The sequence below is a fragment of the Pseudomonas sp. 11/12A genome (assembly GCF_000800055.1).
Lineage (GTDB): Bacteria > Pseudomonadota > Gammaproteobacteria > Pseudomonadales > Pseudomonadaceae > Aquipseudomonas > Aquipseudomonas mohnii.
Map to the genome: position 1 here is coordinate 2,690,579 of NZ_JUGV01000001.1, position 21,441 is coordinate 2,712,019.

21 protein-coding genes are annotated in these 21,441 nt (G+C 62.9%); 19 read left to right on the plus strand and 2 right to left on the minus strand.

Annotated features, from left to right (window positions below; genetic code table 11):
* Nucleotides 1-7: 7 nt before the first annotated feature.
* Nucleotides 8-253 carry an acetyl-CoA carboxylase gene (locus GQ39_RS12330; protein WP_047530167.1) on the minus strand — a complete coding sequence of 82 codons (246 nt, stop codon included), beginning with the start codon at nucleotides 251-253 and terminating at the stop codon, nucleotides 8-10.
* 94 nt (nucleotides 254-347) lie between these two features.
* A complete protein-coding gene (locus GQ39_RS12335; RefSeq protein ID WP_047530169.1) occupies nucleotides 348-1,106 on the minus strand; it encodes a 5-oxoprolinase subunit PxpA in 759 nt (252 codons plus the stop codon).
* Nucleotides 1,107-1,248: 142 nt separating this feature from the next.
* Here GQ39_RS12335 and GQ39_RS12340 point away from each other — a divergent pair, with 142 nt between their 5' ends.
* From GQ39_RS12340 to GQ39_RS12430, 19 genes are all read left to right on the plus strand, one after another.
* Nucleotides 1,249-2,166: a LysR family transcriptional regulator gene (locus GQ39_RS12340; protein WP_047530171.1), complete on the plus strand. Its 918-nt coding sequence runs from the start codon at nucleotides 1,249-1,251 to the stop codon at nucleotides 2,164-2,166.
* 114 nt (nucleotides 2,167-2,280) lie between these two features.
* The gene (locus GQ39_RS32865; protein WP_330218080.1) at nucleotides 2,281-2,859 is read left to right on the plus strand and encodes a hypothetical protein; all 579 of its coding nucleotides are present in this window, start codon (nucleotides 2,281-2,283) and stop codon (nucleotides 2,857-2,859) included.
* A 265-nt stretch (nucleotides 2,860-3,124) separates the two neighbouring features.
* Nucleotides 3,125-3,841: a glycosyltransferase family 25 protein gene (locus GQ39_RS12350; protein ID WP_052193569.1), complete on the plus strand. Its 717-nt coding sequence runs from the start codon at nucleotides 3,125-3,127 to the stop codon at nucleotides 3,839-3,841.
* A 232-nt stretch (nucleotides 3,842-4,073) separates the two neighbouring features.
* The gene (locus GQ39_RS12355) at nucleotides 4,074-5,480 is read left to right on the plus strand and encodes an aldehyde dehydrogenase family protein (protein WP_047530176.1); all 1,407 of its coding nucleotides are present in this window, start codon (nucleotides 4,074-4,076) and stop codon (nucleotides 5,478-5,480) included.
* 153 nt (nucleotides 5,481-5,633) lie between these two features.
* Complete coding sequence (locus GQ39_RS12360) at nucleotides 5,634-6,305, plus strand: GntR family transcriptional regulator (protein ID WP_047530178.1); 672 nt, start codon at nucleotides 5,634-5,636, stop codon at nucleotides 6,303-6,305.
* Nucleotides 6,306-6,419: 114 nt separating this feature from the next.
* Nucleotides 6,420-7,352, plus strand: coding sequence for a 4-hydroxyproline epimerase (locus GQ39_RS12365; protein WP_047530179.1), 933 nt, complete (start codon nucleotides 6,420-6,422; stop codon nucleotides 7,350-7,352).
* Complete coding sequence (locus GQ39_RS12370; protein ID WP_047530181.1) at nucleotides 7,349-8,464, plus strand: NAD(P)/FAD-dependent oxidoreductase; 1,116 nt, start codon at nucleotides 7,349-7,351, stop codon at nucleotides 8,462-8,464. The genes GQ39_RS12365 and GQ39_RS12370 overlap by 4 nt, the downstream gene beginning before the upstream one ends.
* The gene (locus GQ39_RS12375) at nucleotides 8,457-8,693 is read left to right on the plus strand and encodes a (2Fe-2S)-binding protein (protein WP_047530182.1); all 237 of its coding nucleotides are present in this window, start codon (nucleotides 8,457-8,459) and stop codon (nucleotides 8,691-8,693) included. The genes GQ39_RS12370 and GQ39_RS12375 overlap by 8 nt, the downstream gene beginning before the upstream one ends.
* Nucleotides 8,690-9,946, plus strand: coding sequence for an NAD(P)/FAD-dependent oxidoreductase (locus GQ39_RS12380; protein ID WP_047530183.1), 1,257 nt, complete (start codon nucleotides 8,690-8,692; stop codon nucleotides 9,944-9,946). The genes GQ39_RS12375 and GQ39_RS12380 overlap by 4 nt, the downstream gene beginning before the upstream one ends.
* A 71-nt stretch (nucleotides 9,947-10,017) precedes the next feature.
* Nucleotides 10,018-10,767 (plus strand): helix-turn-helix domain-containing protein, encoded by a 750-nt coding sequence (locus GQ39_RS12385; RefSeq protein WP_047530184.1) that lies wholly within the window; start codon nucleotides 10,018-10,020, stop codon nucleotides 10,765-10,767.
* 431 nt (nucleotides 10,768-11,198) lie between these two features.
* Nucleotides 11,199-12,017, plus strand: a complete 819-nt coding sequence (locus tag GQ39_RS12390; RefSeq protein ID WP_047530186.1) for an ABC transporter substrate-binding protein — start codon at nucleotides 11,199-11,201, stop codon at nucleotides 12,015-12,017.
* Nucleotides 12,018-12,027: 10 nt separating this feature from the next.
* A complete protein-coding gene (gene lhpI / locus GQ39_RS12395; protein ID WP_047530188.1) occupies nucleotides 12,028-13,806 on the plus strand; it encodes a cis-3-hydroxy-L-proline dehydratase in 1,779 nt (592 codons plus the stop codon).
* Nucleotides 13,799-14,464 carry an amino acid ABC transporter permease gene (locus tag GQ39_RS12400; protein WP_047530190.1) on the plus strand — a complete coding sequence of 222 codons (666 nt, stop codon included), beginning with the start codon at nucleotides 13,799-13,801 and terminating at the stop codon, nucleotides 14,462-14,464. Before lhpI ends, GQ39_RS12400 begins: the two co-directional genes overlap by 8 nt.
* A 10-nt stretch (nucleotides 14,465-14,474) precedes the next feature.
* Nucleotides 14,475-15,125, plus strand: coding sequence for an amino acid ABC transporter permease (locus GQ39_RS12405; RefSeq protein ID WP_047530192.1), 651 nt, complete (start codon nucleotides 14,475-14,477; stop codon nucleotides 15,123-15,125).
* Nucleotides 15,118-15,840 (plus strand): amino acid ABC transporter ATP-binding protein, encoded by a 723-nt coding sequence (locus tag GQ39_RS12410; protein WP_047530195.1) that lies wholly within the window; start codon nucleotides 15,118-15,120, stop codon nucleotides 15,838-15,840. The genes GQ39_RS12405 and GQ39_RS12410 overlap by 8 nt, the downstream gene beginning before the upstream one ends.
* 187 nt (nucleotides 15,841-16,027) lie before the next feature.
* Nucleotides 16,028-17,056, plus strand: coding sequence for a trans-3-hydroxy-L-proline dehydratase (locus tag GQ39_RS12415; protein ID WP_047530197.1), 1,029 nt, complete (start codon nucleotides 16,028-16,030; stop codon nucleotides 17,054-17,056).
* Between the two features lie 163 nt (nucleotides 17,057-17,219).
* A complete protein-coding gene (locus GQ39_RS12420) occupies nucleotides 17,220-18,137 on the plus strand; it encodes a dihydrodipicolinate synthase family protein (RefSeq protein WP_034150208.1) in 918 nt (305 codons plus the stop codon).
* Between the two features lie 73 nt (nucleotides 18,138-18,210).
* A complete protein-coding gene (gene abaF, locus GQ39_RS12425) occupies nucleotides 18,211-19,605 on the plus strand; it encodes a fosfomycin efflux MFS transporter AbaF (RefSeq protein WP_047530200.1) in 1,395 nt (464 codons plus the stop codon).
* A 145-nt stretch (nucleotides 19,606-19,750) separates the two neighbouring features.
* Nucleotides 19,751-21,331: an aldehyde dehydrogenase (NADP(+)) gene (locus GQ39_RS12430; protein WP_047530201.1), complete on the plus strand. Its 1,581-nt coding sequence runs from the start codon at nucleotides 19,751-19,753 to the stop codon at nucleotides 21,329-21,331.
* The last annotated feature ends 110 nt before the right edge of the window (nucleotides 21,332-21,441 follow it).

Genomic DNA, 21,441 nt, shown 5'->3' on the forward strand with positions numbered 1-21,441 from the left:
GCGCCCCTCACTCGTCGTCGAGCGTTGCGACAACCTGACCCGGCTCCACCGGATCACCGTCTTCGACCAGGAATGCGCTGAGGCGACCGGCCGTCCCGGCGGTCAGTTCGGAAAACTGCTTCATGACCTCGATCAGGCCAATCACCGTGTCGGCGCTGACCTGCGCGCCAACCTCGACGTAGTTCGCCGATTCAGGCGTGGCTTTGCGATAGAAGGTCCCTGGCAATGGGGTGATGACAGCGTGTTCGGCCATGTCTGTTCCTCTTGGAATAGTTGTAGAAAGGCAGGCAAAAAAATGAATCGTTATTCAATCCCGGGCGTCTGTGTGCCCGATGATTCGTGCTGATTCAGCGCGGCGCGCGAACCTTGATCCCGGCGGTATCGAGCGCGTTGCGGGTGGCTTCGACCAACGCCAGCGCACCGGGGGTGTCGCTGTGCAGGCAGATGGAATCGAATTCGATCGCCAGGTCTTCACCTTCTACTGTGCGCACCACGCCTTCCTGGCAGGCACGCAGCACCCGTGCGGCCACCTGGGCAGGGTCGTAGGCGCGTACGTTGCGGGTAAAGACGATGGAGCCGCTGAGGTCGTACTCACGGTCGGCATAGAACTCGCGAATCACCGGTTGGCCGAGTTCCTTGGCGACGCGCCAGATCACCGAGTCAGGCATGCAATACAGCAGCAACTCGGGCTCCAGGCGCTGGAGGTTTTCCACCAGCAAACGCGCGGCTTGCTCGTCCCGGGCCAGGTGCATGTACAGCGCGCCGTGGGGCTTGATGTGTTGCAGTGCCACGCCATGAACCCGGGCGAGTTCACGCAGGGCGCCCAATTGGTAAAGCATGTCGTCGACCAGTTCCTGGGCCGGAGCGTTGATGTGCCGGCGACCAAACCCGACCAGATCGCGAAAGCCCGGGTGCGCACCGACCGCCACACCCAGGGCCTTGGCCCGTTCGACCGTGCGGCGCATGGTGCCGGGGTCGCCGGCATGGAAACCGGTGGCGACGTTGGCCGAGCTGATGAACGCCATCAGTTCGTTGTCGACGCCATCGCCGATGGTCCAAGGGCCGAAGCCTTCGCCCATGTCCGAGTTGAAATCTACTGCTTGCATGACGCTTGCTCCTGACGCTTGTGACTTCATGCAAGCCAAGTTAAATTCCGGCCACCCCCTTGGGAAGATCTATTATCAGAGGGCCCATCTTCTGAAAAACAGATAGCTCTGAAAATCAGATACCCCGTCATCCGGAGTGCCCATGTCACTGACCCTGCGCCAGGTCCGCTACTTCGTCGCCACCGCCGAGATCGGACAGATCTCCCAGGCGGCGATTCATTTGAATATTTCCCAGTCGGCGGTGACCACCGCGATCAAGGAACTGGAGGGAATTCTCGGCACGCTGTTGTTCCAGCGCTCGGCCCAAGGCATGAGCCTGACCGATGCCGGGCGACATTTTCTCAACCGGGCCTACGTGATTTTGCGCAGCGTCGATGACGCGTTGAACAGCCCGCTGCCGGACGTCCGCGCCAGCGGCCTGTTGCGGTTAGCGGCGAGCTACACGGTGATCGGCTACTTCCTGCCGCACCACCTGCAACGGCTTGAGCATTGGCATCCGGACGTGGCCATCGAAGTCCACGAACAGGAGCGCACGGCCATCGAGCAAGGCCTTCTGGAGGGCCGCTTCGACATGGCGGTGGTGCTCACCGCGAACCTGACTCACCCGGACATCGTTTCGGAGATCCTCTTCAATTCCGAGCGCCGGCTATGGCTGCCCAGCCACCATCCCTTGTGCGAACGCTCGGCTGTCAGCCTTACCGACGTGGCGAAGGAACCTTACATCCTGCTGACCGTCGACGAGGCCGAACAAAGCGCCATGCGTTACTGGGAACATGCCCACCAGCAGCCGAACGTGCGGGTGCGGACCAGTTCGGTGGAAGCGGTGCGCAGCATGGTCGCCAATGGCAGCGGCGTGGCGATCCTCTCGGACCTGGTGCACCGCCCCTGGTCGCTGGAGGGCAAGCGCATCGAAACCCTGACCGTCACCGACAAGGTCACGCCCATGAGCGTCGGCCTGGCCTGGCATCGAGAACGGGAATTCAGCCCGGCGATGCAGGCCTTTCGTAACTACTTCCACGACGCTTTTCTGGCGCCACAACAGCTCTCTGCACGTCGATAAAAAGCAGCAAGCATTCAAAAGTTAACGTCTAGACTTCATCGAAGGCAGGTTGCAGCCAGGCTCCGCACCCATAACAAAAAGCCACCCGAAACCCAGGGAGCTCCGACTTTGAAAATGTCATCCATCTGCGCCATGGGGAGCCTGTTGGTTTCGTTCGCGGCTTGCGCCAACGGGATCGTTCCCGTGCTCGACCTGGACTTCACAAGGTCAGCGACTGAAACCCTGAAAAAAATCGGGATCAACGACGCTTGTGTTATCAGAGCCTCAAACCCTGTCTCGTTCACCTACTGCCGTGAAGGATCGTCAACGCTCTGGAAATATCAGGACCTGGACCTGACGCAACTGGCAGCGATCAACGGCGACAAAAAGCTGTCCCCGACGGCGCCCCAGCAAATCAGTGTCCTGGAATTCAATAGCGCGATCTGTGAACACGAGGGTGCCGCTACCCTTGTCAAACCGACAATGGCTCGCTGGCTTGCCTTCAGCCTGCTGGCCCTTTTCGTGCTGCTGGGTTTGCGCTACACCTACCAGACCCTCCGGCCTCGCCGCCATGACCTCAACGCCTGTTCGAATCCCGGCTTACTGCCATTGAACGAAACCCTGCCCCGGTTCAACCCATCGAAAAAAGCCGCAACGGCGCTGGGTATTGCCTTGGCGCTGGCACTCGTGTGCTTCAGCTACCTGGGATTCTGAGCAGGGCCAGCGGTTTTTCGCGACCCCAACGGCCGTCTCGAGCAATAGCCTCGATCCGGATCGGGCGCAGGCCCCAAATGCGCACGGAACCCGCTGCCGCCGAGCCCTCTCGCGGTCGCGGCACGCCGGTTCACGAAACCCGAACCCATCGGGAAATGCCGCCTATACTGCAGCCCGGTGTCGATAGAGAAACGGTCAAAATCGCCAGCAATTCTGCCGGTTCCCCATCCAGCCGCCCTGATTGTCTGCCCCAAGGACCTGACAGATGAATGTGATCGACTATTTTGATCGAGCAAGAATCATCAATATCGCGTCGAGGAAGGATCGCCGTCTCGAAACGGAAGAAGAATTCGCTCGCAACGGCTTTCACATAGATGATGAAAAAGTAGGCTTTTTCAAGGCTGTTACACCTACCGAGGGAGAAGGCTTCCCGAGCGTCGGGGTCAGAGGCTGCTTTTTGAGTCACCTGGGGGTGCTCGAAGAGGCCATGCGCCTGGATTTGAAAAACATCCTGATCCTGGAGGACGACATACAGTTTTCCAGACGCATTTCCCAGTATGGAAAACAGGCCATCGAGGCGCTGGATGGCATGGACTGGGACATCATCTATTTTGGGCATCCGGTTGAAACAGACTCAAGCATGCCCACCTGGAATGTGGTCGACCAACCCATACACTTGGCCCATTTCTACGCCGTGAACGGCAAATGCTTCGGCACATTGAGGGATTTTTTATTGCAGATTCTGGAGCGACCGCCAGGACACCCTGACGGCGGTCCGATGCACTATGACGCGGCCCTCAATACCCTTATCCATCAGAACAACGCCATTCGGGCTTACTACTTCACCGCCAATCTCGGCTATCAAAGACCCTCGCGCACAGACCTGCATGAACTGTCCTTCTTTGACAGGGTGTCTGTGCTGCGGCCGGTCATCGGCATGCTCAGGAAGTTGAAGGCCAGAAACCTGAGAAGGACTCGATAGAGTGCTCTTTCTTCAGCAAAGCGCTGGCCCCTTGAACCATTCATAAAGACGCGCAAGGCACTGGTGGGGGGTGGGAGACAGGTTTTCTCTAAAACTGAACAACCCCCTCTCGATTATTCATTTTTGCAAACACTCATTCAGGATTACCGTGGCGCCAAAGGCTGACAGACCGTCGGCCCGAATCGTAATCAGGCAGGTCGACTGCCTTTTTGTCCCCCACGAGGTAAGCCCCATGTCCGTACAAACCCTGACTGTGCACGCCCCTTACAATGGCGCCGTCGTCGGCCAGGTGGCGGTGTCCACCGAGGCGGATGTCGAACAGGCACTGAGTGTCGCCCACGGGATTTTTCGCGACCGCAGCCAGTGGTTGTCCAAGCCTCAACGCATTGAAATCCTGCAGCGGTCGGCCGAACTGATCGCCGCGCGCAAGCTGGAGATCGCGACCCAGGCGGCCAGCGAAGGCGGCAAGCCGCTGAAGGACTCGATCACCGAAGTCGAGCGTGGCATCGACGGCATCCTGAACTGCATCGAGGTGCTGCGCACCGAGGGCGGTCACGTGATTCCGATGGGATTGAACGCGACTTCGCAGAACCGTGTGGCCTTCACCCAATACGAACCCATCGGTGTGGTCGCAGCCGTATCGGCGTTCAACCATCCGTTCAATCTGATCGTGCATCAGGTGGTGCCCGCCATCGCCGTCAGTGCCCCGGTGATCGTCAAGCCGGCGGCCAACACCCCGCTCAGTTGCCGCACGCTCCTGCAAATCCTGGCCGAGGCCGGCCTGCCGACTGGCTGGGCGCAGATGGTGCTACCGACCGATAACGCCGTCACCGGCCGACTGGTCTCCGATCCGCGGGTGGGTTTCTTCAGTTTCATCGGCTCGGCGGCAGTCGGCTGGATGTTGCGCTCGACCCTGGCACCCGGCACTCGCTGCGCGCTGGAGCATGGTGGCGTGGCGCCGGTGATCCTCGCAGCGGACGCCGATCTCGATGACGCCCTGCCGCGCATCGCTCGTGGCGGTTTCTGGCACGCCGGGCAAGCCTGCGTGAGCGTGCAACGGATCTTCTGCCATCGCAGCATCGCCGAACAGGTCGCCGTCCGCCTGGGCCAGTTGGGCGATGCCATGGTGGTCGGTGATCCGACCGATATCCGTACCGATGTCGGCCCGCTGATCGCCGAACGTGAAGTGCGTCGCGTGGACCAATGGGTCAATGCAGCCGTCGCCGGCGGGGCCCGTTTGATCTCGGGCGGTCGCGTTCTGGACTACAACGGCTATGCGCCGACCGTGCTGCTCAACCCGCCCATCGACTCCAATGTGATGCAAAAGGAAGTGTTCGGCCCGGTGGTGGCGGTTTACGCCTATGACGATCTGGCCGACGCGATCCAACTGGCCAACGCCCTGCCCTATGCCTTCCAGGCCGCAGTCTTCACCCGCGATCTGGACACCGCCATGCAGTGCTATCAGGACCTCGACGCCACGGCGGTGATGGTCAATGAGAACACGCTGTTCCGCGTCGACTGGATGCCGTTCGCCGGAGCGCGCCTGTCGGGGCATGGCGTGGGAGGCATTCCACACACCATGAAAGAGATGCAGATCGAAAAGATGATGGTCTGGCGCTCCCGGGCGGTTCGCGGCTGATCGAGTCTCGTCGGCCCAGGATTGCGTCTGGTCCGCCCATTCCCGGGCGGACCTGCGGGACGCTTGCAGGCGGGAGCCCGTCGCCGCCAGGCAAGATCAGCGAACGAATTTCGTATACCCTGTCGCTATCTCTCACTCCGAACGACCGCCGCCGTGAACCTACCCAAATTCAACGCTCCCGACCTTGGCAATACGCCTTCGACGTCGGAAATCATCACCCGTCATCTGCGGGACGCGATCGTCGCCGGGCATTTTGCCGAGGATGAGCCGATTCGCCAGGACGACATTGCCCGCCAGTTCAACGTCAGCAAGATTCCGGTGCGCGAGGCGCTCAAGCGGTTGGAGGCCGAAGGGCTGGTGATGTTCCAGCGCAATCGCGGGGCGATGGTCACGCGCATTTCCGACGCGGAACTGGCGCAGATGTTCGAAGTGCGCATGTTGCTCGAAGACAAGGTGCTGCGCCTGGCGATCCCCAACATGACCGAAGAAACCTTCGCCCGCGCCGAGCGTATCTGCCAGGAGTTTATCGGCGAGGACGACGTGGGGCGCTGGGCCGAGCTCAACTGGGAACTGCACGCCTGCCTCTATGAACCGGCGCAACGGCCATTCCTGGTCAGCCTGATCCGTTCGGTCAACGACAAACTGGAGCGTTACCTGCGCATGCAGATGAGCCTGTCGGCGGGCAAGGAGCGCGCCGATCACGAGCACCGCGAGATCCTCGCGGCGTGCCGTGCAGGCGATGTCGACCTGGCGGTGAAGCTGCTGGACGAACACATCGCCGGAGTCTGCGAGACCCTGTTCAAGCACCTGCCCCACGCTCACTGACCGCAGCGATGACTGTGCTGATTTCGTCATCGGCATCGGTTAAATCCATCAAGCCGGCACCCCGCTGTACGGGCCACTCTTTCGGTCACCCAACCGAATGGACGTGGCCCTCCGATGAAACGCATCTCCGTGATCGACTCCCACACCGGCGGCGAACCCACCCGCCTGGTGACCGCCGGCTTTCCTGATCTGGGCACCGGCAGCATGGCTGAACGGCGCCAACGCCTGGCCGAACAGCACGACCAGTGGCGTGCGGCCTGTGTGCTGGAGCCACGGGGCAGTGACGTGCTGGTGGGCGCCCTGCTCTGCGAACCCGTGGACCCCAGCGCCTGTGCCGGCGTGATTTTCTTCAATAACAGCGGTTATCTGGGCATGTGCGGCCACGGCACCATCGGCCTCGTCGCCTCACTGGCCCACCTGGGCAAAATCGGCCCCGGCGTGCACAGCATCGAGACGCCGGTAGGCACGGTGCAGGCGACCCTGCACGACGATCATTCGGTGAGTGTGCGCAACGTTCCGGCCTACCGTTATCGCAAGGCGCTGCAAGTACAGGTACCGGGCATCGGCCAGGTGACCGGCGACATCGCCTGGGGCGGCAACTGGTTTTTCCTGATCGCCGATCACGGGCTGCGGGTGGCTGGCGACAACCTTGATGCCCTGACCGCTTACACCTACGCCGTTCAACAAGCGCTGCAAGACCAGGGCATTCGTGGCGAAGACGGCGGCCTGATCGACCATGTCGAACTGTTCGCCGCTGACGATCACGCGGACAGCCGCAACTTCGTGCTCTGCCCCGGCAAGGCCTACGACCGTTCACCCTGTGGCACCGGCACCAGCGCCAAACTGGCGTGCCTGGCGGCCGACGACAAGTTGCAGCCCGGACAGATCTGGCGCCAGGCGAGTGTCATCGGCAGCGAGTTCGAAGGCTCTTTCGAGTGGCAAGGCGAGCGCATCGTGCCGACCATTCGAGGCCGCGCCTTCATCAGTGCCGAGGCCAGCCTGATCATCGAGCAGGACGACCCGTTCGCCTGGGGCATCCGCCCGTGAATCGCAGCCATGCGGCCGATGTGATCGTGATCGGCGCCGGCATCATCGGCGCGGCCTGCGCCCAGGCACTGGCGCGGCGTGGCTTGCAGGTACTGGTGCTCGACGCCGGCCTGCATGGCGCGACGGCGGCGGGCATGGGCCATCTGCTGGTGCTCGACGACAACCCGGCGGAGCTGGCCCTGAGCAATTATTCCCTGCAGCGCTGGCGCGATCAGGCAGCAGACTTGCCCGAGGGCTGTGCGTACCGCAGCAACGGCACTCTGTGGCTGGCGGCCAACGCCGAAGAGATGGCGGTGGCCCACAGTAAATACCTGAACCTGCAAGCCCATGGCGTGGCCTGTGAGCTGGTCGGCGCCAAGGCCTTGCGCCAGCGTGAGCCGGAACTGCACGAAGGCCTTGAAGGGGGTCTGCTGATCAACGGCGACGGCATTCTGTACGCGCCCGCGACGGCCAACTGGATGCTCGACACGCCGAACATCCACCAGCGCCGGGCGCGGGTCATCGAGGTCGATGGCAATCGGGTGCGGCTTGATGACGGTCAGTGGCTGAGTGCCGAAGCCGTGGTGCTGGCCAACGGCATCCAGGCCAATGAACTGTGCCCGGAGCTGCCCATCGAGCCGAAAAAAGGCCACTTGTTGATCACTGACCGCTACCCCGCCACGGTCACCCACACCCTGGTGGAACTGGGTTACGTCACCAGCGCCCATAACGCCAAGGGCCCCTCGACGGCCTGCAACATCCAGCCGCGTCCGACCGGGCAATTGTTCATCGGCGCCTCGCGGCAGTTCGGCACCACCGATCCGCAGGTCGAAGGCTGGATGCTGGCGAAAATGCTCAAGCGCGCGGCCCAATACATGCCGGGGTTGGCGCGACTCAATGGCATCCGCGCCTGGACCGGTTTTCGCGCTGCCAGTCCGGATGGCCTGCCGCTGGTGGGCCAACATCCACAACGCCAGGGCTTGTGGCTGGCGGTCGGTCATGAAGGCCTGGGGGTGACCACAGCCCCCGGCACTGCCGATTTGCTGGTCGCGCAACTGTTCAACGAAAGCCCGCCACTGGCCGCACACCCCTATCTGCCCCAGCGTTTCCTCGGAGAACCCGCCCATGCCTGAATTGATGCTCGACGGCCGTGCCCTGAGAGTCGCCGAGGGCACCAGTGTCGCCGCGGCCCTGGCGTTGGGCGGCGACGGCTGCACACGCACTTCGGTCAGTGGTCAACGCCGCGCACCGCTGTGCGGCATGGGCATCTGCCAGGAATGTCGGGTGACCATCGACGGTCGACGGCGCCTGGCCTGCCAGACCCTCTGCCGTGACGGCATGCAGGTGGAGACACGCCCATGAATGAATATGCCGATCTGTTGATCGTCGGTGCCGGTCCCGCCGGCATGGCCGCTGCATTGGCCGCCGCACCCAGTGGTGCCCGCATTGTGATGCTCGACGACAATCCGCTGGCGGGCGGGCAAATCTGGCGCGACGGTCCACAGGCCAGCGTGCCAATCCAGGCCCGCCGGATGCGCGAGCGTGTGCAGTCCCACCGTAACATCCGCCATCACGCCAGCACCCGGGTGATCGCCAATCCCGGTCCGAAACAACTGCTGGTCGAAGACGACGAGCACGGCTGGCTGATCAGCTACGACAAACTGATTCTGTGCACCGGCGCCCGCGAATTGCTGCTGCCCTTCCCCGGCTGGACACTGCCGGGGGTCACCGGGGCCGGTGGTTTGCAGGCGCTGATCAAGGCCGGGTTGCCGGTGCAGGATCAGCGCGTGGTGATCGCCGGTAGCGGGCCGCTGTTACTGGCCAGTGCCGCCACCGCGAAAAAGCACGGGGCCAACCTGCAGTGCATCGCCGAACAAGCCTCGCTCAAGGCCGTGGCCGGTTTCGCGGCGCGACTGCCGCGCTGGCCCAACAAACTGCTGCAGTCGTTCACGCTGTTCGACCGCCACTACCGAACCGGCACCCACGTGCTGGCAGCCCTTGGCAGCGACCGACTCGAAGCTGTGCGCCTGAGCCAGCAAGGCAAGATCGTTGAACTGGCGTGTGATCGGCTGGCCTGTGGTTTTGGTCTGATCCCGAACATTCAATTGGGTCAGGCCCTGGGTTATGCCCTCGAAGGCCAAGCGCTGGCGGTGGATGCCTGGCAAGCCAGCCGCGTCGATCACTACGCGGCGGGTGAATGCACCGGCTTCGGCGGCAGTGAACTGGCCTTGGTCGAAGGTGCGATTGCCGGCCACGCCGCCATGGGTGATGTCGAAGCGGCCCGACAATTGTGGCCACACCGGGCACGCTGGCAGAGGTTCGCCAAAGCGCTGAACCGGGCATTCGCCCTCGACCCGCGACTCAAGTCGCTGGCCCGTCCCGACACCCTGGTCTGCCGCTGCGAAGACGTGCCCCATGGGGCATTGGCCGGGCACACCGATTGGCGCGCGGCCAAGCTGGCCAGCCGCTGTGGCATGGGCGCCTGCCAGGGGCGTGTGTGTGGCGGCGCGGTACAGCATCTGTTTGGCTGGCCACCCTCTACGCCGCGCCCGCCGTTCAGCCCGGCGCGCATCGAGACCTTGATGTCCCTGGACGATACCCCGCCAGCCTCATGACTGCGCCAGGGGTTTCGGCCACGCGGCCGAGCCACTATGATCCCGGGGGTCGCCATCAGGCCCCCAACGCCATGTACCCCTCGCTCACCACCTTCAAGCCCTGCGATTTACCAACGCTGCTGAACAGTCTCCAGCCGATCGCGCCGCTGCTCGACACCCTGTCCGATGTGGTGTTTTTCATCAAGGATCGCGAGGCCCGTTACGCCTTCGTCAACCAGACCCTGGCCCGGCGCTGCGGTTTCAAACACAGCGAGGATCTGCTGGGACGCACCGCCGACATGGTCTTCCCGGAGCACTTCGGTCCGCTGTACACCGAACAGGATCGACGCGTGCTCTCCAGCGGCCGGGTGCTGGCCGATCAACTGGAACTGCACCTGTATTTCGGCAACCAGCCGATCTGGTGCCTGACCCACAAACTCGCGCTGTACGATGCGCAGGGCCACATCGTCGGCCTGGCCGGTATCTCCCGCGACCTGCAATCGCCGCAGTCCAATCATCCGGCTTATCAGAAACTGGCGGCGGTGGATTTGCACATCCGCAATCACTTCGCCCAACCCATCAGCCTCGCCGAACTGACCGCCATCGCCGGCTATTCCGTGGCGCAGCTGGAGCGTCATTGCAAGCGGGTGTTCCAGCTCACGCCACGGCAGATGATTCACAAGGCGCGCCTGGAAGAGGGATCGCGGTTGTTGCTGCACACCGACCTGCCGATCACCGAGATTGCCTTGCGTTGTGGGTATACCGACCACAGTGCGTTCAGCCGGCAGTTTCGGGCGCTGACCCGTTTGTCGCCGAGTCAGTATCGGGGCGATCGGGGTTAGAGGGTTTCGGGGTTGGGGCCGTGGGCAGGTCCGTTTCTTCGGTGATGGCGACTTTTGGTTCCGCCCTTACGGCGAGTCACTTTCGAAGCGCGCGAAAGTAACCAAAGCGCTCTGCCCTTGGTTACTTGGGGCTTTTCCAAGTGACTCGCCGTAAGGGCGAAACCGCCAGCACCCGTTACCGCAGAAACGGATATGTACTCCCATGTTTCTTAACGGGGCGTCAGCGCAACCGATGCTCCCATATGTAACACCGCCCAGCGCGGCAACGGCGCAACCCTTCCAGTCACAACGCCCCTGAAACACCTCTAACCCAAGGCCCAAAAACAATTTCACGACTGTAACTGGAAACAGGCACATTGATTGCTATTGTTAATATCGTATACGAAATCCCCAATACGATATTCAACAGCACTTAACCCAACGAGGCCTCTATGAAAAACCCCGCATTTGCCGTAGCCCTCAGCGCTGTTCTCAGTACCTCCTTCATCGCCACCGCACAGGCCGACAAGCTCGATGACATCATCGGCTCGGGCAAGCTGCGCTGTGCCGTCACCCTGGACTTCCCGCCCATGGGCTTCCGCGATGCGGGCAACAACCCGGCCGGCTTCGACGTGGACTACTGCCATGACCTGGCGAAGATCCTCGGGGTCGAGGCAGAAGTGGTCGAGACACCGTTCCCTGACCGCATCCCGGCGCTGGTCTCGGGGCGCGCCGATGTGATCGTTGCCTCCACCTCCGACACCCTCGAACGCGCCAAGACCGTCGGCCTCACCGTGCCGTACTTCGCGTTCCAGATGGTGGTGCTTACCCGCGACGATACCGGCATCAATGGCTTTGACGACCTCAAGGGCAAAGCGGTGGGCAATACCAGCGGCACCTATGAGGCCATCGCCCTGGAGAAAGATGTGAAGAACTGGGGCACCGGCAGTTTCCGTGCTTACCAGTCGCAGAACGACACCTTGCTGGCCGTCGCCCAGGGCCACATCGACGCGACCGTGGTCACCAACACCGTCGCCGCTGCCACGCTCAAGTCGGGTAAATACAAAAACCTCAAAGTCGCCGGGAACGCCCCCTACGTCATCGACTACGTGTCCCTCGGCGCCAAGCGCAACGAGTATGGCCTGCTCAACTACCTCAACCTGTTCGTCAACCAGCAAGTGCGCACCGGTCGATACAAGGAGCTGTTCGTCAAATGGGTCGGCACCGATATCGCGCCGACCAACCTGACCGTGCCACAGGTCTACTACTAAGGTGCCCGGTATGCCCAGGTCCACTTTTCTGACCGGTCGCAGCCTGGTCGCGGGCGCTGCTCAAGGCGCCCTGTTGTTCGCCGATGTCGGCCTGAGTTTCTGGGGCGGAGTGGATTCCGCCACTGGCGAGGTCATCGATCGCCATCACCCCCTCAGCGGCGAATACCTGGCCGGTTGTGTGCTGGCGATTCCCAGCGGCCGTGGCTCGTGCACCGGCAGCAGTGTGTTGATGGAGCTGATCAGCAACGGCCATGCACCGGCGGCACTGGTGCTGGCCGAACCCGACGAGATCCTGACCCTGGGCGTGCTGGTGGCTCAGACCATTTTCGAGCGTTCCTTGCCGGTGCTGTGCATCGGCCAGGAGGCCTTTGCCGCCTTGCGCGGCGGGGCCTTCGCCCGGGTCGAAAACACCGAGGTCAGCGTGTTCGATCAGCCACCGGGCGATGCCTGGCAGGCCATCGACAGCCCGCTGCAGAAAGACGCAACACACACCTCCATCGAACTCACCGAACACGATCAGGCCCTGCTCGACGGCGAGTTGGGCAAAGCCGCCCAGGTGGCCATGCAGATCGTCCTGCGCATGGCCGAACTGCAAGGTGCGCGCCGCCTGGTGGATGTCACCCAGGCGCACATCGATGGCTGCATCTACACGGGACCGGCGAGCCTGCGCTTTGCCCGGCAACTGGTGCAATGGGGGGCGAAAGTCCGGGTGCCCACCACCCTCAATTCGATCTCCGTGGACCAGCGCCGTTGGCGCGAGCTGGGCGTCGACCCGGCCCTCGGCGAACCCGCCAGTGCCCTGGGCGATGCCTACATGGCGATGGGCGCACAGCTCAGCTACACCTGTGCGCCGTACTTGCTCGACAGCGCGCCCAAGGCGGGCGAGCAGATTGTCTGGGCCGAATCCAATGCGGTGGTCTACGCCAACAGCGTGCTGGGCGCGCGTACCCTGAAGTATCCGGACTACCTCGACATCTGCATCGCCCTGACCGGCCGCGCCCCGTTGATCGGCTGCCATCTGGACGCGCAACGCAAGGCGCGGTTGCAGATCGAGTTGCCCGCCCTTGATGATCTGGACGATGCCTTTTACCCGCTGCTCGGTTATCACATCGGCGCATTGGCCGGCAGCCGCGTGCCGCTGGTGCTGGGCCTGGAAAAGCGCAAGCCGGGCCTGGACGATCTGAAAGCCTTCGGTGCGGCTTTCGCCACCACCTCGGCGGCGCCGCTGTTTCATATCGCCGGGGTCACCCCGGAGGCCATCGACCCGGCACAGGTGCTGGAAGCCGGCACACGCATTCCCGTGGAAAAAATCCGCCTGCAGGACCTGATGATCAGTTGGCGCGCGCTCAACAGCGCCCGTGACCCGCGGGTGGATGTGGTGTCGCTGGGCAACCCGCATTTTTCCCTTGGCGAGTTCGCTCACCTGGCGCGGCTGTGCCGGGGTCGGCACAAGCACCCGGACGTGGTGCTCGCCATCACCTGCGGGCGCGCGGTACTGGAACAGGCGCGCGAGGCCGGGCATATCGCGGTGATCGAGGCCTTCGGTGCCACCCTGGTCACCGACACTTGCTGGTGCATGCTCGGCGAGCCGGTGATTCCGCCGACCGCGACCACCCTGATGACCAACTCCGGCAAGTACGCCCATTACGCCCCGGGCCTGGTGGGGCGCAAGGTGCATTTCGCCAGCCTGGCCGAATGCGTCGATGCCGCGTGCAGTGCCACGGCCAGCGGGCGACTGCCGGCCTGGCTGCAACCTGCTGCCCAACTGGAGAGCCCCGCGCATGTTTGATTACACCTTCCAATGGCGCTCGGCCCTGCGCGCCCTGCCCGATATGCTCGCCGGCGCCGTGGTCACCTTCGAGACCGCCGCCCTGTCGATGATCTTCGGCGTGCTGATCGCCCTGGCCCTGACGGTCATGCGCGAAGCCAGGCATCCGCTGTTGCGCGGCATCGGCAATGGCTGGGTATCGATTGCCCGCAACACCCCCTCGCTGTTCCAGATCTACGTCCTGTACTTCGGCCTCGGGTCACTGGGCTTGCATGTCAGTTCCTGGCTCGCGTTGCTGGCCGGGATCACTTTCAACAACGCAGGCTACCTGGCGGAAAACTTTCGCGGCGGGCTCAAGGCCGTGCCCCACACACAGGTGCGTGCCGCACGGTCCCTGGGCATGAGCGCCTTCCAGACCTACCGCATGATCATCGTTCCGCAGCTGCTGCGCATCGTCTTCTACCCGCTGACCAATCAGATGGTCTGGGCGGTGCTGATGACGTCGCTGGGGGTGATCGTCGGGCTGAACAATGACCTGACCGGCGTGACCCAGGAATACAACGTCAAAACCTTCCGCACCTTCGAGTACTTCGCCATCGCGGCGGTGCTGTATTACGCGATTGCCAAGGCGATCGTCGCGACAGCCCGGCTGATGGCCTGGCGGTTGTTCCGTTACTGAGGAGCTGTCCATGTTTGCCACCGATTTTTCCTCGAATGACCTGCTGTTCCTGCTTAACGGGGCCTGGGTCACCCTGCAGTTGACGTTCTGGTCGATCATCCTCGGCTCCCTGGCCGGCCTGCTGTTCGGCCTTTTGCGCGCGCTGTTGCCAAGGGCCAGCCTGCCGCTGGCCTGGGTGCTGGATGTGTTTCGCAGCGTGCCGTTGCTGATCCAGTTCGTGCTGTTCAACTCACTCAAAAGCATCGTCGGCCTGAACATCAGCGCCTTCAGCGTCGGCTGCATCGTGCTGGGCGTCTACACCGCCGCGTACTTCACCGAGATCGTGCGCGGCGGCGTGTTGGCCGTGCCGTTCACGGTGCGCCGGGCCAGTCGTTCCCTGGGCCTGAGTTTTCTCCAGGACCTGCGCTGGATAGTCCTGCCGATGGCCACGCGGGTGGCCTTCCCCGGCTGGCTGAACCTGGTGCTCGGGGTCATGAAAGACACCGCGCTGGTGATGTGGATCGGCATCGTCGAACTGCTGCGCGCTTCGCAAACCATCGTGACCCGCATCCAGGAACCGCTGCTGGTGCTGTGCATCGCGGGCCTTATCTACTACGTCATGAGCCTGGTGGTCGCCCGCCTCGGCGCTCGTCTGGAAAGAAGGTGGCAAGAAAATGATTGAGATCGACAACGTACATAAATCCTTCGGCAACCTCGAAGTGGTCAAGGGCGTGAACCTCACGGTGAACAAGGGCGAGGTGGTGTCGATCATCGGCGGCTCCGGCTCCGGCAAATCGACCCTGCTGATGTGCATCAACGGCCTGGAACCGATCCAGAAAGGCAACATCCGCGTCGACGGTGTCGAGGTCCATCACAGTGCCACCGACCTCAACCGCCTGCGGCAGAAAATCGGCATCGTGTTCCAGCAATGGAACGCCTTCCCGCATTTGACCGTGCTGGAAAACGTCATGCTGGCGCCGCGCAAGGTACTGGGCAAAAGCAAGGCCGAAGCTGAAGAACTGGCAGTCAAGCAACTGACCCATGTCGGGCTGGGCGACAAGCTCAAGACCTTCCCCGGCAAGCTGTCCGGCGGTCAGCAGCAACGCATGGCCATCGCCCGTGCCCTGGCGATGTCGCCGGACTACATGCTGTTCGACGAAGCCACCTCGGCCCTCGACCCGCAATTGGTGGGCGAGGTGCTGGACACCATGCGCATGCTCGCCGAAGACGGCATGACCATGGTCCTGGTGACCCACGAGATCCGCTTTGCCCGCGACGTGTCCGACCGCGTGGCGTTCTTTCGCAATGGCCTGGTGCACGAGATCGGCTCGCCCGACCAGGTCATTGGCAATCCGGTGCATGCGGAGACTGCGGCGTTTCTCAAATCAGTGAAGTAACCGGTGGCCCTCACCCCCCCTGTAGGAGCTGGCCTGTCGGGTCGCCGCATCGCAGCGATGGTCGATGACCCGGGTGGTCTGGATAAACGCGGCGCCCTTGAGAGCATCGCCAGCAGGCTGGCTCCTACAGGGTTCGCGGTGTACAGCGATCACGGCAGGTCCACACAGGCACAACAAGGAGCAAAGCATGCGTTCATCAAAAGTCATCCATGTCGTCAGCTGCCACGCCGAAGGCGAGGTCGGCGATGTGATTGTCGGCGGCGTCGCCCCGCCCCCTGGCGCCACCGTGTGGGAGCAGTCGCGCTGGATCGCCAGGGATGAAACCCTGCGCAACTTCGTGCTCAACGAACCGCGCGGCGGGGTATTTCGTCACGTCAACCTGCTGGTGCCGGCCAAGGACCCGCGGGCGCAGATGGCCTGGATCATCATGGAGCCGGCCGACACGCCGCCGATGTCCGGTTCAAATTCGTTGTGCGTGGCCACGGTGTTGCTCGACAGCGGCATCCTGCCGATGACCGAACCGCAAACCCGTCTGGTGCTGGAAGCCCCCGGTGGATTGATCGAGGCCGTAGCCGACTGCCGTGACGGCAAGGTCGAACGGGTGGAAATCAAGAATGTGCCTTCCTTCGCCGATCGCCTGGATGCCTGGATCGAAGTCGAGGGTATCGGTTCGCTACAGGTCGATACGGCTTACGGTGGCGACAGTTTCGTGATCGCCGATGCCAAGGGCCTGGGCTTTTCCATCCGCCCGGACGAGGCCGCCGACCTGGTGGCGGTCGGGCTGAAAATCACCCGTGCTGCCAACGAACAATTGGGCTTCGTTCATCCGCTTAACCCCGATTGGTCGCACATCTCGTTCTGCCAGATCGCCGCGCCCATCGTCCATGAAAATGGCATCGCCACCGGTGCCAACGCGGTGGTCATTCAACCGGGCAAAATCGACCGCTCGCCCACCGGCACCGGTTGCTCGGCACGCATGGCGGTGATGCAGGCCAAGGGCTTGATGCAGGTGGGCGAACGCTTTATCGGGCGTTCGATCATCGGTTCCGAGTTCCACTGCCGCATTGATTCGCTGACCGAAGTGGCCGGCCGTGCTGCCATTTATCCGTGTATTTCCGGGCGAGCCTGGATCACCGGCACCCACCAACTGTTGCTCGATCCAAGCGATCCTTGGCCACAGGGCTATCGCCTTTCGGATACCTGGCCCGGTGCTTGATATCAATGCAAAGCCTTTGTGGCGAGGGACCTTGCTCCCTCGCCAAAGGGGTCTTCACCAGACCAACGGCTGAAAAAACCATCAATTGAATGAAAAAAGCACTAGCCGAAATCTTTCACTTTAAATATCGTATACGAAATACTTTAACGAACCGGAGGCAACAATGAGCAAGCGAATCAACTGGAGTGGCGTCTTCCCCGCAGTGACCACTCAATTCAACGATGACTTCACCATCAACCTGGATAAAACCCACCAGGTGATTTCCAACGTCATCCGTGACGGTGTTTCAGGCCTGGTGGTCTGCGGTTCGGTCGGTGAAAACACCTCGCTGACCGCCGAAGAGAAAATCGCCGTGACTGAAGTGGCCGTGGACGCTTCCCGCGGTCGCGTACCGGTGATCTGCGGCGTCGCCGAATTCACCAGCGTGCAAGCGGCCAAGGTCGCCAATGCCGTGCGCAAGGTCGGCGTCGACGGTGTGATGCTGATGCCGGCGCTGGTCTACGGTTCCAAGCCGTTCGAGACCGCCGAGCACTACCGCTACGTGGCGAAAAACGCCGACGTGCCATTGATGGTCTACAACAACCCGCCGATCTACAAAAACGACGTCACCCCGGACATCCTGATTTCCCTGGCCGACTGCGACAACGTGGTGTGCTTCAAGGATTCGTCTGGCGATACCCGTCGTTTCATCGACGTGCGCAACGAAGTCGGTGACCGTTTCGTGCTGTTCGCCGGTCTCGATGACGTGGTGCTGGAAAGCATCGCCGTCGGTGCCGAGGGCTGGGTGTCGGGCATGTCCAACGTGTTCCCCAAAGAAGGCGAAACCATCTTCCGCCTGGCCAAGGCCGGGCGCTTTGCCGAAGCCATGCCGATCTACGAATGGCTGATGCCGATCCTGCACCTCGATGCCCGTGCCGACCTGGTGCAGTGCATCAAGCTGTGTGAAGCCATCGCCGGTCGCGGCAGCGCCCTGACCCGTCCGCCACGCCTGGCCCTGCCGGAAGCCGATCGGGTGTTCGTCGAGCAGATCATGGCCAAGGCCCTGGCCAACCGTCCGCAGTTGCCGGACGTCGGTCTCTGAGTGATTGCCGGGCGGGCCCTCTGCGGGTCCGGCCCGGCTGCCTGTTTTTTGCGCCTCTACAGGGAACGTCATCATGTCCAACGCTCAACACATTCAAAGCGCAACCACACCCTCGGGACTCAAGCGCGTCGTGGCCGCGGCCATGGCCGGCACTGTCGCCGAGTGGTATGAATTCTTTCTCTACGGGACGGCTTCGGCACTGGTGTTCGGCCAGTTGTTCTTCCGCCAGACCGACAGCCCCATCGACGGCATCATTGCCGCCTTCGCCCTCTATGCCGTGGGCTTTCTCGCCCGACCGCTGGGTGGCCTGGTGTTCGGTCACTACGGTGACAAGTTCGGCCGCAAGCGCCTGCTGCAACTGAGCCTGGTGGTGGTCGGCATCACCACGTTCCTGATGGGCTGCCTGCCCGGTTTCGACCAGATCGGCTATGCCGCGCCGGTGTTGCTGGTGCTGCTGCGCCTGATCCAGGGCTTCGCCTTTGGCGGTGAATGGGGCGGTGCGATTCTGCTGGTGTCGGAACACTGCCCGGATAACCGCCGTGGGTTCTGGGCCAGTTGGCCGCAAGCCGGTGTACCCGCCGGCAACCTGGTGGCCACGGTCGCCCTGCTGCTGTTGTCATCGAACCTGTCGGAGCAGCAATTCCTCGCCTGGGGCTGGCGCGTGGCGTTCTGGTTCTCGGCGGTGGTGGTGCTGATCGGCTACTGGATTCGCACCAGTGTCGATGACGCCCCGATCTTCAAGGAAGCCCAGGCCCGCCAGGCACAGACCCGCCAGCAACAACTGGGGGTGGTGGAAGTGCTGCGCCACCACTGGCGTTCGGTGCTGGTGGGCATCGGCGCGCGGTTCGCCGAAAACATCCTCTACTACACCGTGGTGACGTTCTCGATCACCTACCTGAAGCTGGTGGTGCACAAGGACACCTCGGAAATCCTGTTGCTGATGTTCGGCGCTCACCTGTTGCACTTCTTCCTGATTCCGCTGATGGGCTACCTGTCGGACCTGGTCGGGCGCAAACCGGTGTACCTGGTCGGCGCGGTGCTGACCGCTTTCTGGGGCTTCGTCGGCTTCCCGATGATGGACACCGGCAACAACTGGCTGATCATGGCGGCCATCACCCTGGGCCTGGCCATCGAGTCGATGACCTACGCACCGTACTCGGCGCTGATGGCCGAGATGTTCCCGACGCACGTGCGCTACACCGCGTTGTCGCTGTGCTACCAGGTGGCGCCGATCTTCGCCGGCTCCCTGGCTCCGCTGATCGCCATCACCCTGCTCAACAAGTACCACAGCTCGACACCGATCGCCTGGTACCTGGTTGGCGCCGCACTGATCTCCATTGTCGCCGTCGGCCTGACCCGCGAGACCCGTGGCAAGTCGCTGCGCTCGGTGGATGCCGAGTCGGCGGCGCGCATCGCCGCGCTGGACCCGGCCTCGACGACCCCGCGTCGGGCTGATTCGCTGGCTTGAGCTTTTTACCTGTAGGAGCGAGCCCGCTCGCGAAGAACATAGGGACAACGCGTTAATTCAGAAAGTACGCGTAATCGTTGACGTCCATCGCGAGCAAGCTCGCTCCTACAAGGGTTCCATTCCTCATTTGCGACAGGAGTACTCAATGTCCGGGATCCTCGGCCACAACTACATCGGCGGTGCGCGCAGTGCCGCTGGCAGCATCGCCTTGCACAGCCGTGACGCCAGCACGGGCGAAGCGCTGCCCTACTCGTTCATGCAAGCCACGGCGGAGGAAGTGGACGCCGCCGCCCAGGCCGCCGCGTTCGCTTACCCGGCCTTTCGCAACCTGCCGGCAGCGCGCCGGGCGGATTTCCTCGACGCCATTGCCACGCAACTGGATGCACTGGATGAACGTTTCATCACCCTGGTCACTCGCGAAACCGCGTTGCCGAGCGCACGCATTCAGGGTGAGCGCGCACGCACCAGTGGCCAGATGCGCCTGTTCGCCCAGGTCCTGCGTCGCGGCGATTTCTACGGTGCGCGCATCGACCGCGCCCTGCCCGACCGTCAACCGTTGCCACGGGTCGACCTGCGTCAGTACCGGATCGGCGTCGGTCCGGTCGCGGTGTTCGGCGCGAGCAATTTCCCGCTGGCCTTCTCCACGGCCGGCGGCGATACCGCAGCCGCCCTGGCCGCCGGGTGCCCGGTGGTGTTCAAGGCCCACAGCGGCCACATGGCGACCGCCGACATCGTCGCCGATGCGATCATCCGCGCCGCCGAGCAGACCGGTATGCCCAAAGGCGTGTTCAACATGATCTACGGGGCCGGCGTTGGTGAAGCGCTGGTCAAGCATCCGGCGATTCAGGCAGTCGGCTTCACCGGTTCGCTCAAGGGCGGCCGTGCGTTATGCGACATGGCGGCGGCGCGGCCACAACCGATTCCGGTGTTCGCCGAAATGAGCAGCATCAACCCGGTGGTGGTATTGCCCGAAGCCCTGCGCCTGCGCGGCGAAACCATTGCCGGCGAACTGGTCGCTTCGGTGGTCCAGGGCTGCGGTCAGTTCTGTACCAATCCGGGGCTGGTGATCGGTATTCGCTCCCCGCACTTCAGCGCGTTCAGCGCACGGCTCGCGACCCTGATGGCCGGGCAACCGGCGCAAACCATGCTCAATGCCGGCACCCTCGGCAGCTATGAGAAAGGTGTGCAGGCCTTGCTCAACCATTCAGGGGTGACGCACCTGGCCGGTCATGACCAACAGGGCAATCAGGCGCGACCGCAACTGTTCAAGGCCGATGTCAGCCTGTTGCTGCGGGGTGATCCGCTGCTGCAGGAAGAAGTGTTCGGCCCGACCACCCTTCTGGTCGAAGTGGCCGACGAGGCTCAGCTGCAACAGGCCCTGAACTGTTTGCACGGGCAACTCACCGCGACCCTGATAGGCGAGGCAGAGGATCTGCAGGAGCATGGGCAGTTGCTGGGGCTGCTGGAACAAAAGGTTGGCCGGGTGTTGTTCAACGGCTACCCCACCGGCGTCGAAGTCTGTGACGCGATGGTGCATGGCGGTCCCTACCCGGCCACCTCCGATGCCCGTGGCACCTCGGTCGGCAGCCTGGCCATCGAGCGTTTCCTGCGCCCGGTGTGCTACCAGAACTGCCCGGATGCGCTGCTACCCGATGCCCTAAAAAACGCCAACCCGCTGGGCATAGCCCGGCTGGTCGACGGCCATAGCCACCGCGACCCAATCTGAAAAACCCCAAAAAACCTGTAGGAGCTGGCTTGTCGGGGCGCCGCATCGCAGCGAAGGTCGCTACCGAAAACGCGTACTGCCTGAATAAACGCGGCACCCTTGAGTCCTTC

Bases quoted from the DNA above. Each gene is read 5' to 3' on its own strand.
- GQ39_RS12365 (WP_047530179.1), top strand. From the start codon at position 6,420: ATGAAACGCATCTCCGTGATCGACTCCCACACCGGCGGCGAACCCACC.
- GQ39_RS12350 (WP_052193569.1), top strand. From the start codon at position 3,125: ATGAATGTGATCGACTATTTTGATCGAGCAAGAATCATCAATATCGCG.
- GQ39_RS12375 (WP_047530182.1), top strand. From the start codon at position 8,457: ATGCCTGAATTGATGCTCGACGGCCGTGCCCTGAGAGTCGCCGAGGGC.
- GQ39_RS32865 (WP_330218080.1), top strand. From the start codon at position 2,281: ATGTCATCCATCTGCGCCATGGGGAGCCTGTTGGTTTCGTTCGCGGCT.
- GQ39_RS12355 (WP_047530176.1), top strand. From the start codon at position 4,074: ATGTCCGTACAAACCCTGACTGTGCACGCCCCTTACAATGGCGCCGTC.
- GQ39_RS12415 (WP_047530197.1), top strand. From the start codon at position 16,028: ATGCGTTCATCAAAAGTCATCCATGTCGTCAGCTGCCACGCCGAAGGC.
- GQ39_RS12390 (WP_047530186.1), top strand. From the start codon at position 11,199: ATGAAAAACCCCGCATTTGCCGTAGCCCTCAGCGCTGTTCTCAGTACC.
- GQ39_RS12430 (WP_047530201.1), top strand. From the start codon at position 19,751: ATGTCCGGGATCCTCGGCCACAACTACATCGGCGGTGCGCGCAGTGCC.
- GQ39_RS12420 (WP_034150208.1), top strand. From the start codon at position 17,220: ATGAGCAAGCGAATCAACTGGAGTGGCGTCTTCCCCGCAGTGACCACT.
- GQ39_RS12405 (WP_047530192.1), top strand. From the start codon at position 14,475: ATGTTTGCCACCGATTTTTCCTCGAATGACCTGCTGTTCCTGCTTAAC.
- GQ39_RS12335 (WP_047530169.1), bottom strand. From the start codon at position 1,106: ATGCAAGCAGTAGATTTCAACTCGGACATGGGCGAAGGCTTCGGCCCT.
- GQ39_RS12340 (WP_047530171.1), top strand. From the start codon at position 1,249: ATGTCACTGACCCTGCGCCAGGTCCGCTACTTCGTCGCCACCGCCGAG.
- lhpI (WP_047530188.1), top strand. From the start codon at position 12,028: ATGCCCAGGTCCACTTTTCTGACCGGTCGCAGCCTGGTCGCGGGCGCT.
- GQ39_RS12380 (WP_047530183.1), top strand. From the start codon at position 8,690: ATGAATGAATATGCCGATCTGTTGATCGTCGGTGCCGGTCCCGCCGGC.
- abaF (WP_047530200.1), top strand. From the start codon at position 18,211: ATGTCCAACGCTCAACACATTCAAAGCGCAACCACACCCTCGGGACTC.
- GQ39_RS12330 (WP_047530167.1), bottom strand. From the start codon at position 253: ATGGCCGAACACGCTGTCATCACCCCATTGCCAGGGACCTTCTATCGC.
- GQ39_RS12410 (WP_047530195.1), top strand. From the start codon at position 15,118: ATGATTGAGATCGACAACGTACATAAATCCTTCGGCAACCTCGAAGTG.
- GQ39_RS12400 (WP_047530190.1), top strand. From the start codon at position 13,799: ATGTTTGATTACACCTTCCAATGGCGCTCGGCCCTGCGCGCCCTGCCC.
- GQ39_RS12385 (WP_047530184.1), top strand. From the start codon at position 10,018: ATGTACCCCTCGCTCACCACCTTCAAGCCCTGCGATTTACCAACGCTG.